The sequence below is a fragment of the Marinimicrobium koreense genome (assembly GCF_003762925.1).
Taxonomy (GTDB): Bacteria; Pseudomonadota; Gammaproteobacteria; order Pseudomonadales; family Cellvibrionaceae; genus Marinimicrobium; species Marinimicrobium koreense.
Map to the genome: position 1 here is coordinate 2923677 of NZ_RJUK01000001.1, position 9752 is coordinate 2933428.

Annotated in this window: 9 protein-coding genes; 3 read left to right on the top strand and 6 right to left on the bottom strand. The window is 59.5% G+C overall.

The window, feature by feature from the left end; all coding sequences use genetic code 11:
* Positions 1–98 precede the first annotated feature (98 nt).
* A complete protein-coding gene (gene rep / locus EDC38_RS12575) occupies positions 99–2108 on the top strand; it encodes a DNA helicase Rep (RefSeq protein ID WP_024461828.1) in 2010 nt (669 codons plus the stop codon).
* Positions 2109–2176: 68 nt separating this feature from the next.
* On the opposite strand, the gene EDC38_RS12580 is transcribed toward rep, so the two are convergent.
* The 5 genes from EDC38_RS12580 to EDC38_RS12600 form a co-directional block, all read right to left on the bottom strand.
* Positions 2177–2608, bottom strand: a complete 432-nt coding sequence (locus EDC38_RS12580; protein WP_246004409.1) for a c-type cytochrome — start codon at positions 2606–2608, stop codon at positions 2177–2179.
* A gap of 126 nt (positions 2609–2734) precedes the next feature.
* Positions 2735–3424 carry a DUF3313 family protein gene (locus tag EDC38_RS12585; protein ID WP_123638804.1) on the bottom strand — a complete coding sequence of 230 codons (690 nt, stop codon included), beginning with the start codon at positions 3422–3424 and terminating at the stop codon, positions 2735–2737.
* Between the two features lie 86 nt (positions 3425–3510).
* A complete protein-coding gene (locus EDC38_RS12590; RefSeq protein WP_123638805.1) occupies positions 3511–4899 on the bottom strand; it encodes an alanine/glycine:cation symporter family protein in 1389 nt (462 codons plus the stop codon).
* 241 nt (positions 4900–5140) lie between these two features.
* A complete protein-coding gene (locus EDC38_RS12595; protein WP_024461832.1) occupies positions 5141–5365 on the bottom strand; it encodes a putative signal transducing protein in 225 nt (74 codons plus the stop codon).
* A 35-nt stretch (positions 5366–5400) separates the two neighbouring features.
* Positions 5401–5964, bottom strand: coding sequence for a gamma carbonic anhydrase family protein (locus EDC38_RS12600; RefSeq protein WP_123638806.1), 564 nt, complete (start codon positions 5962–5964; stop codon positions 5401–5403).
* 169 nt (positions 5965–6133) lie between these two features.
* Between EDC38_RS12600 and prlC the strand changes: the two genes are divergently transcribed.
* The gene (gene prlC, locus EDC38_RS12605) at positions 6134–8191 is read left to right on the top strand and encodes an oligopeptidase A (RefSeq protein WP_123638807.1); all 2058 of its coding nucleotides are present in this window, start codon (positions 6134–6136) and stop codon (positions 8189–8191) included.
* A gap of 1 nt (position 8192) precedes the next feature.
* Positions 8193–8441 carry a YheV family putative zinc ribbon protein gene (locus tag EDC38_RS12610; RefSeq protein ID WP_024461835.1) on the top strand — a complete coding sequence of 83 codons (249 nt, stop codon included), beginning with the start codon at positions 8193–8195 and terminating at the stop codon, positions 8439–8441.
* Between the two features lie 230 nt (positions 8442–8671).
* Here EDC38_RS12610 and EDC38_RS12615 read toward each other — a convergent pair whose 3' ends face one another.
* A complete protein-coding gene (locus EDC38_RS12615; RefSeq protein WP_123638808.1) occupies positions 8672–9358 on the bottom strand; it encodes a tyrosine-type recombinase/integrase in 687 nt (228 codons plus the stop codon).
* Positions 9359–9752: the final 394 nt, after the last annotated feature.

Below are 9752 nucleotides of genomic sequence, written 5' to 3' on the forward strand. Positions count from 1 at the left end.
CTCTGCGGGTGCTTGCGTGCCCTTGGCGCCCTGCTACAATGCCGGCCCCCTGTGTCAGCCACGCCTGATGACGCCACGCACTGAATTGGTGAGGTACTGTGCCCAAGCTCAATCCCCGTCAGCGAGAAGCCGTACACTATATTGATGGCCCCTGCCTGGTGCTGGCCGGGGCGGGCAGTGGCAAAACCAGTGTGATCACCCGCAAGATTGCCTATCTGATCGAGCAGTGCGACCTGCCGGCTCGCCATATCGCCGCCCTGACCTTTACCAACAAGGCCGCCCGGGAGATGAAGGAGCGGGTCAGTTCGCTGGTCAAAGGCAGCGCCGCCAAGGGGCTGACGGTCTCGACCTTTCACAATCTGGGCCTGAATATCATACGTCGGGAGTATAAAGCCCTGGGCTTCAAACCCGGATTTTCGATATTTGACGCCGAAGATGCCCGGGCCCTGCTCAAGGAGCTGTTGCTCAAAGACGGCGAGCTGGACAGCGACCACCTCAACCGGGTTCAGCATCAGATTTCCAACTGGAAGAACGACCTGACCGATCCGGCCGAGGTATTGGCCATGGCCCAGAGCCCGGGCGAGCAGACCATCGCCCGGGTGTACGAGCGCTACAACCAGGCGCTCAAGGCCTACAACGCCGTGGATTTCGACGACCTGATCCTGATTCCGGTACGCCTGTTCCAGGACCATCCGGACATCCTGGCCCGCTGGCAGCGCAAAATTCGCTACCTGCTGGTGGACGAGTACCAGGACACCAACTCCAGCCAGTACCTGCTGGTCAAGCTGATCGTGGGCGTGCGCGGCTCGCTCACCGTGGTGGGGGATGACGACCAGTCGATCTACGCCTGGCGCGGCGCCCGGCCGGAGAACATGAGCCTGCTCAAGCAGGACTTCCCGGCCCTGAATGTGATCAAGCTGGAGCAGAACTACCGCTCCACCAGCCGCATTCTGAAAGTGGCCAACCACCTGATTGCCCACAACCCCCACGAATTCGACAAGGCATTGTGGAGTGAAATGGGCCTGGGCGACCCGATCCGGGTGATCCGCTGCGCCAATGAAGAGGCTGAGGCCGAGCGGGTGGCCACGGAAATTCTCACCAGCCGGCTGCGCTACCAGCGCAAGTTCCGCGACTACGCGGTACTGTACCGGGGCAACCACCAGGCCCGGCTGCTGGAAATCAAACTGCAGCAACACCAAATCCCCTACAAAATCAGCGGCGGCTCGTCCTTCTTCTCCAAAACCGAAATCAAGGATGTGATGGCGTATTTACGCCTGCTGGTAAACCCGGACGACGACAACGCCTTTTTGCGGGTGATCAACACCCCGCGCCGGCAGATCGGCACCAGTACCTTGGAAGCCCTCGGGCGTTACGCCACTGAGCGGCATATCGGGCTGTTCAGCGCGGTGAATGAACTTGGGTTGGAGAGCCAGCTCAACGACAAGGCGCTCGAACGCCTGCGCCGGTTTGTGCACTGGATGGAGGGCGTGCATCAGCGCTCCCACGGCGACAACCCGATCGGCGCGATTCGGGAAATGCTCGAAGACATGGATTACGAGGCCTGGCTGCACCAGAACGCCAGTACCCCCAAGGCTGCCGAGCGGCGCTGGGAAAACGTTCAGTACCTGGTGGACTCTCTCGGCAAGACTCTGGCGCCGGGGGATGACGACGATGAGACCACCATCAAGGAAGCCATTGCCAAGCTGGTCCTGCGGGACTTGCTCGAGCGTCAGGAAGAGGAGGACGAGCTGGACCAGGTGCAGCTGCTTACCCTCCACGCGTCCAAGGGGCTGGAGTTTCCGCACGTGTTCATGGTGGGCCTGGAAGAAGACCTGCTGCCCCACCGGAACAGTATCGAAGATGGCAATATCGAGGAAGAGCGGCGCCTGACCTACGTGGGCATCACCCGCGCCCAGAAAACCCTGACCATGACGTTGGCCCACAAGCGCAAGCAGTTCGGGGAAATCTTTGAAACCACGCCCAGTCGGTTTCTGGAGGAATTACCGCCGGAGGATGTGGAGAGTGAAGGATTCGGTGAGCTCAGTCCGGAGAAAAATGTCGCCAAGGGCGAAGAGACGCTGAGCAGTTTGCTGGGGATGTTTGATTAGGTCGCCCTAGTGGCGCGTAGGGCGGATAAGGCCGCAGGCCGCATCCGCCGTAACCTTCCGCTAAACGATTAACTGCTCTCTTCAACCATATAATCGACGGTCGCCTGAATCTCTTCATCAGAGCAGTCGCTGCACAAGCCCATGGCCGGCATGGCATTGAAACCGTTGATAGCGTGGTCGTACAGTGTCTCGGAGCCCTTCTCAATGCGGCTTGCCCAGTCGTCCACGGAACCGAGCATCGGCGCACCGGACACGCCAGCATCGTGGCAGGTGGCGCAGGCCGAGCCGTAAATTTCTTCACCGGAGCGCGGTTCACCGCTGCTGGCACTGGCCACGGGCGCTGCCGCGCAATCGTCACCGGCCATGCACACCTTGCCTACCGGGGCCAGGCGGTTTTCGATTTCTTTGGACACGTTACTGGACTGAGCCACCGCCAGAGCGGAGAGCAGACCCAGACTGGCAGCCAACAACAGGCCGATGCGTTTCTTGACTAGACTCACGGTGCTTCATCCTCGTTGTGAGAGGCAGTGCCTCTTTGGACTATTTGGGGCGATCACCGGGCGTAGCCCGCCAACCGCGAGGGCGCATTATAGCCACAAACCGTTGCTCAGGTGAACCAAAGCCCGTCACTCGGCGGGCTCGGGCACGGCCCCGGCAATCAGCAGGTAAACGGACAGGTTGCGGGTCCAGCGGTCCATCAAGCGGCTAAAGTGGCGGTAGTTGGTGACCCGGTTGGTCCACTCCATCGCCTGTCCGGTCAGGTTTTGGGTTTCCCGGTGGTCGATGAACTGCGCCAGTACCTTGCCGTTAGGGTCTTCCAGTACCAGGTCAAAGGTGGCGTTTCCGGCCTCCCGCGTGTAGTAGCGGGTGATTCCCGGCCGGCTCAGGTCCGGTGCGTAGATGTTCAGGTTGCGCAGGGTAGGGCGGAAAATCATGTCCGCCTCTTCGCGGCTCTCGGTGAGAGTAACGCCGGTTTGCTCACTCAGCCCCTCACGGAGCGCTTCGTCGAGGAAGCGACCGTAATCCTCGTAGATGCGATCCAGGTCCCGTTGGGTGTAATCAGCCCTTCGGTCGCGCAGCCAGTAATCGCTCAGGGCGACCTGGGTCGGCTCGATATAGAGGGTGGTTATCCGGGGCAGACGTTCGCCCGGGGGCAGAAAGACATGGTCGAAGTTGCCGGGCTGAGCCGGGCGCAGTGAATCGTCTGCCAGCGGCAGGGGCGACTGCTGGGCGCAGGCAGCCAGCCATAAGGTCGCTATGGCCAGTAGCGCGGCCCTCGGCCAGAAACGGAGTGAGATAACGCGCTGATGTGTCATATAGACCTCCCCAATCGCCTAACAGTGAATACGCCATGCTACGTCGGTTAGACGTCGCCCGGGTGGTATGGTTGCGTAAAAAACCGTTATGAATTTGTAGAAGCCGGTTCATGGTCGCCCTTGCGGTGCCGGGCGAAGTAATCCCGGGCGGCCCAGTTCACCCGGGGGGCGAGCAACAGGGCGGATACCATGGTGGGAATGGCCATGGTGGCATAGAGCCCGTCCACCAAACCCACCACCGCGCGCAGGCTCACCACGCTACCGAGCACCACCAGAGTGGCGTAAATCCAGATGTAGTGATGTTGATGTTGAGCCCCGATCAGAAAGCCCAGGCATTTGCTGCCGTAATACCAGAAGGTGAACACGGTACTCAGCGAGAGCAGGGCCACCACCAGCACCAACAGATAGGCGCCGACGTTGGGGAAGGCGGTTTCGAAGGCCCGGGCGGTGAGGGTCACTCCGTCGATACTTCCGTCCACCTGCCAAGCGTCGGTCACCAGTATGGCCAGTGCCGTGCAGGTACAGACCAGAAGGGTATCGATCACCGGGCCCATCATGGCCACCAGGCCCTCGCGAATGGGCTCCTTGGTTTTGGCGGCGCCGTGGGCCATTGATTCGGTGCCGATCCCTGCTTCATTGGAGAAAGCGCCCCGGCGCACGCCCATCAGTATGACGGTACCGATGGCGCCACCGGCGGCGGCCTGGCCGCTGAAGGCGTCGGTGACGATCAGGTGCAGTGCGGCCGGAATTTCGCCCAGGTACTGGATCAACAACAGCAGGGTCATCCCCAAATAGAGCAGGACCATGACCGGCACCATTCTCAAAGTCACTTTACCAACCCGCTGGACGTGTCCGGTAATGACCAGCAGCACCAGGGCGGCGATGATCAGCCCGAGCGTGAGGTCAAAGGCGAAGTGGTTGCTTTCGCTGGCGAGCCCGGCGGGGATGGCCACCACATCACGCACAATCTGTACGAGTTGGTTGACCTGAAAGGCGGGCATGGTGCCCATCAAACCGGCGACGGCGAACAATGCGGCGAGCGGCCACCAGCGTTTTCCCAGGCCTTCGCGAACGACGTACATGGGGCCGCCCTGCAGCCGACCGAGGCTGTCTTTGCCCCGGAACATGACGGCGAGGGAGCAGGTATAGAATTTGGTGGCGACGCCGATGACGGCGGTGACCCACATCCAGAAGATGGCGCCGGGGCCGCCCATGGTGAGCGCCAGGGCGACGCCGGCGATGTTGCCGAGGCCCAGGGTGCCGGAGAGGGCGGTGCTCAGTGCCTGGGCGTGGGGGATGTCGCCTTCGTCGTCGTGGTGGTCGTAGCGGCCACTGAGGATCTGCAGGGCGTGTTTGAAGTGTCGGTAGGGGAGGCCACGGGAGTAGGCGACGAAGAAGACGCCACCTCCCACCAGCAGTATCACCAGGGGCATGCCCCACATAAAATTCGCAAACGCTGTAAATGCCGCTTCCATAGATCCTCTAGTGTTTGTCTGAGTCCGGCCGGGATAGGGGTTCACCCTTTCAAGACACGCCGTAAACCCATCCCTGGGGGCTCGCATCGCGGGTCCCCCGCTCCACGGTCTTGAAAGGGTGAACCCCTATCCCGCCCTCATAGTCTGATTCACGTCCGCAGCTCGCGTAGGGCGGATAAGCGCAAAGCGCGCATCCGCCGTAACCAAAGTTAAAGGCCGAATCGCTACTAAAACTAAAACGCTACTCCGCCGCAAACTCCCCCGCCTCATACCGCGCCAAAACCCGCTTGGCGTCTTCAAACTGCGCTTCGTGCACCCACAATGACACCGTGCTTCCCGCCGGCAACTCCCCCGCGGCTCCGGGCAAATATTCACCACGGATTTCGCAATCAATCCCCTCGGATTCGAGCAACCCTTGTACCAGGTGCGCCTCAATGTTGTTTTCCGGCAAATAGACTTCTTGCATGGCGGAGTGCCTCGTGGGTGTTGGTGGTTGGGCGATCAGCTCTGTTGTTCTTGGAGATACTGGTCTTTCAGCGCCACGTAGTTGCTGGCGGAGTATTTGAAGAATTCCCGCTCGCTGTCTTTGAGCGGGCGGGCCTGTTTGCAGGGTGAGCCCATATAGAGGTAGCCGCTTTCCAGGCGTTTGCCCGGCGGTACCAGGGTGCCGGCGCCGATTACCACTTCGTCTTCCACCACGGCGCCGTCCAGTATGGTGGAGCCGATGCCCACCAGGATGCGGTTGCCCAGGGTGCAGCCGTGCAGGGTGACCGAGTGGCCTACGGTGACGTCGTCGCCGATGGTCAGCGGGTAGCCTTCCGGGTTGAAGGGGCCGGCGTGGGTGATGTGCAGGCAGCTGTTGTCTTGAATACTGGTCCTTTCGCCTATACGTATACGGTGCATGTCGCCGCGAATGACCGCACAGGGCCAGACGGACGTATCACTGCCCAGGGTCACGTCGCCGATTACCACGGCGGCCGGGTCAACGTAGACGCGCTCGCCCAACGTCGGGGCGACGCCCTGGTAGCGGCGCAGAGCGGGCGAAGAGGGAGCAGATGCGGTCATGGGTTACCTCATACAGGGCATCGGACACGGAGCGTCGGCTGGAGCGGGCATCTACCCGCCGCCGCGTAACGATGTATCATGGTAGCGTCCCGGGCCGCCGAGCGCGAATGTTCAGCGCGATCACCCCGTTTTTTGAGTCACAGACACAGAGTTTTGGAGCGATAACCTTATGGCCAACCCCCTGCTGGAAACCCACGAGCTGCCCCCGTTTTCAGCCATCAAGCCGGAGCACGTAGAGCCTGCCATTCGCCAGCTGATCGACGAAAATCGCGCCTATCGCGAGCGGCTGCTGGACGGGCTGGATCAACCGACCTGGGACAATTTCGTCGCTCCGCTGGAAGCCGAAGAGGACCGCCTGGAGCAGGCCTGGTCCCCGGTCAGCCACCTGAACGCGGTGGTCAACAGCGAGGCCCTGCGCGAGGCGTACAACGCCAGCGTGGCGTTGCTGACCGAGTACAACACCGAAGTGAGCCAGGACAGGCGCTTGTATGAAGCCTTCCAGGCCATTGCCGACAGCCCGGAGTACGACCAGCTGAGCCAGGCCCAACGCCAGTCCATCGACTACGCCCTGCGGGATTTCCGGCTTGGGGGTGTGGCCCTGGAGGGCGAGGCCAAAAAACGCTATGGCCAGATCAAAAAACGCCTCAGTGAGCTCTCTACCCAGTTTGCCAACAACGTGCTCGACGCTACCCAGGCCTGGTACAAACACTTTACCGACCCGCAGGATCTGGCCGGCCTGCCCGACTCCGCTCTGGAGCAAGCTGCTCAGGCTGCCAAGCAGAAAGACCTGGAAGGCTATGTCACCACCCTGGACATCCCCTCCTTCCTGGCGGTCATGACCTACGCCGAAGATCGGGCCCTGCGCCGGGAGACCTACACCGCATTTGTGACTCGTGCGTCCGCGGAAGGTCAGAAGGCCGATGGAAGCAGTGCCGCCGAGTGGGACAATACCGCGATCATCGACGAGACCCTCGCGTTGCGCCATGAGCTTGCGCAATTGCTGGGTTTCAATAACTACGCCGAACGCTCCCTCGCCACCAAGATGGCGAACAGCACAGAACAGGTCATAAACTTCCTGACCGAGCTGGCCGAGAAGTCCAAACCTCTGGCGGAGCAGGACGTTCAGCAACTGAAAGCCTTTGCAGAAAAAGAAGGCTGCACCGACCTGCAAGCCTGGGACCTGGCCTACTTCAGCGAAAAACTCCGGCAGGCGGACTATGCCCTGTCCCAGGAAGAGCTACGCCCCTACTTCCCGGCCGAGCGGGTGATCAGCGGCCTGTTCGAGGTGGTCAAACGCCTCTACGACATCGACATTGTGCCGGTGGCGAGCTTTGATAGTTGGCACCCCGACGTGCGTTTCTATCAGATCTACAAAGACGGTGAACACATCGCAGGCTTCTACTTCGACATCTTCGCGCGGGAAAACAAACGCGGCGGTGCCTGGATGGCGGACTGTCGTGTGCGCCGCCAGACCGCCAGTGGCGTACAGCGGCCGGTCGCGTTTCTGACCTGCAACTTCACCCCACCGGTGGGCGAGACGCCGTCACTGCTCACCCACGATGAAGTGACCACCCTGTTCCATGAATTCGGGCACGGCCTGCATCACATGCTTACCCAGATCGACGTCGCCGCCGTCAGTGGCATCAACGGCGTGGCCTGGGATGCGGTGGAGCTGCCCAGTCAGTTCCTGGAGAACTGGTGTTGGGAGCCGGACGTAGTGCCGTTGATCTCCGGCCACTACAAAACCGGTGAACCGCTGCCCAAAGACCTGCTCGACAAACTGCTGGCGGCGAAAAACTTCCAGTCCGGCATGCAGATGGTGCGGCAGCTGGAGTTCTCCCTGTTCGACTTCCGCCTGCACGCGGAGTACGACCCCAATAACCCGAAAGCGCCCCAGCAACTGCTGGATGAAGTGCGCGACCAGGTGGCCGTGATCACGCCACCGGCGTTCAACAAATTCCAGAACAGCTTCAGCCACATATTCGCCGGCGGCTACGCGGCGGGTTACTACAGCTACAAGTGGGCCGAAGTGCTCTCCGCCGATGCCTTCTCCCGATTTGAGGAAGAGGGCATCTTCAATCGGGACACCGGTGAAAGCTTCCTGAGAGAAATTCTCCAGCAGGGCGGCAGCCGCCCGCCCATGGAGTTGTTCGTCAACTTCCGCGGCCGCGAGCCCAGCATCGCCCCATTGCTCCGCCACAGCGGCATCGACGAGGAGGCTGCCTGATATGGCCTTCAGCAAAACGCCCCGGTTTATCGCCGGGGCCGTCTGCCCCCGCTGCTCCGCCATGGACCGCCTTCGCGTGTACAACGAAGACGGCACAGACTACCGCGAGTGCGTCGACTGCGGCTTCAAACAGGAACAGCACATCCAACCCCAGGTGCGGGAAATCGAAACCCGCGTCAACACCAGCCAGGAAGAGCGCAAAGCCCAGGAGCAAGTGGTCAAAATACTCCCTCTAGACGACGATAACTAAACCGCCCCTATAGTAGTACCCGTAGGGCGGATCGGTCCGACGTTTCGGAGCGCAAAGCGCGCATCCGCCGTAATAGTCCTTGCAACCAAAAACTTGCAATCCCCACCCCGCCTGCTACCTTACCCAAACAACCAAACACGCCCCGTTGCCACATGCTCTCTGAAATACTTTCTACCAAGAGAATATGTCGCACTACGGGCGGTAGCGTGCCTAAACGTCGGTCTGGCACATTAATCCGCAAGTGCATCCAAGGGGCTGCGCGTTCCCGCATAATGCTGCCCCAACACATGGGTATAAATCTGCGTCGTCTTCACATCGTTGTGGCCCAATAGCTCCTGCACACTGCGTATGTCATAGCCACTTTGCAGCAAGTGCGTGGCGAATGAATGGCGAAAGGTGTGGCAGTTCACTTTCTTCCCGGTGACCCCCGCCGCCTTTACGGCACGCACGGTAAGCGACAGCCGGTCGAAGCAGACATCCTGAACGCGCAGACGCAAGCACTCCGTAATTCGTAACCCACTGCCGTATAGCAGGGAAATGATAAGTCGGTCTCTCTCTGGCAGTTGGCGCAAAATCTGGCTTACTTCACGCTTTGTCAGTGTGGTGGGCAGGTGACGCTGCTTGGTTGCCAGTTTGAAATCGAGTTCGCCCAGCTCTACTTTGAGAACCTTATGGTAGAGAAACACCAACGCATTCAATGCAACTTTCTGCGTATTGACGGCGACTTCTTTTTTAACGGCAAGCCAGGTAAGAAACTCTTTGACTTCATTGGCGCCCATCTTTGTGGGATGCTCTTTACCATGGAATATGATGTAGCGGTAAATCCAGAACAGATAGGTCTTCTCGGTTCTAAGACTGTATCCGCGCAGGCGGATCTCGCCGCGAACCATTTCCAAAAAGGGGCTTTTTCGCGCCATATGGATGTCCTCCTTGAATAGAGCATAATATCTGTATATATGTACAGTATATTTTTCCGGTGCGCAAATATAATGCTCATATTGTCTTTCTTCTATGCTCGTTTTTCGCGGAGAGAAGTTAAAAAATCTAATTAAAACAGTTGGTTACGTTTTCGGCTTGGAAGATTATCGCGCATGCGCCAGAATGATATTGCGCTTGCGCGAATTTCTCCTAAATGAGAAGTTCTGATTTATTAAAAACCATTTGAGAATCAATAATCTATCCTTTGTTTTTAATGTACTATCTTGGGATAAATAGCGCGCATGCGCGATATACAAATAATGAGATGGACGCCCCTCTCTAGTCGGCTAGTCTTAAGTGACTAAGCCACAGTGGAGGGTAAGAAAATGAAAG

Bases quoted from the DNA above. Each gene is read 5' to 3' on its own strand.
- EDC38_RS12595 (WP_024461832.1), bottom strand. From the start codon at position 5,365: ATGCAAGAAGTCTATTTGCCGGAAAACAACATTGAGGCGCACCTGGTA.
- prlC (WP_123638807.1), top strand. From the start codon at position 6,134: ATGGCCAACCCCCTGCTGGAAACCCACGAGCTGCCCCCGTTTTCAGCC.
- EDC38_RS12615 (WP_123638808.1), bottom strand. From the start codon at position 9,358: ATGGCGCGAAAAAGCCCCTTTTTGGAAATGGTTCGCGGCGAGATCCGC.
- EDC38_RS12610 (WP_024461835.1), top strand. From the start codon at position 8,193: ATGGCCTTCAGCAAAACGCCCCGGTTTATCGCCGGGGCCGTCTGCCCC.
- EDC38_RS12590 (WP_123638805.1), bottom strand. From the start codon at position 4,899: ATGGAAGCGGCATTTACAGCGTTTGCGAATTTTATGTGGGGCATGCCC.
- EDC38_RS12585 (WP_123638804.1), bottom strand. From the start codon at position 3,424: ATGACACATCAGCGCGTTATCTCACTCCGTTTCTGGCCGAGGGCCGCG.
- EDC38_RS12600 (WP_123638806.1), bottom strand. From the start codon at position 5,964: ATGACCGCATCTGCTCCCTCTTCGCCCGCTCTGCGCCGCTACCAGGGC.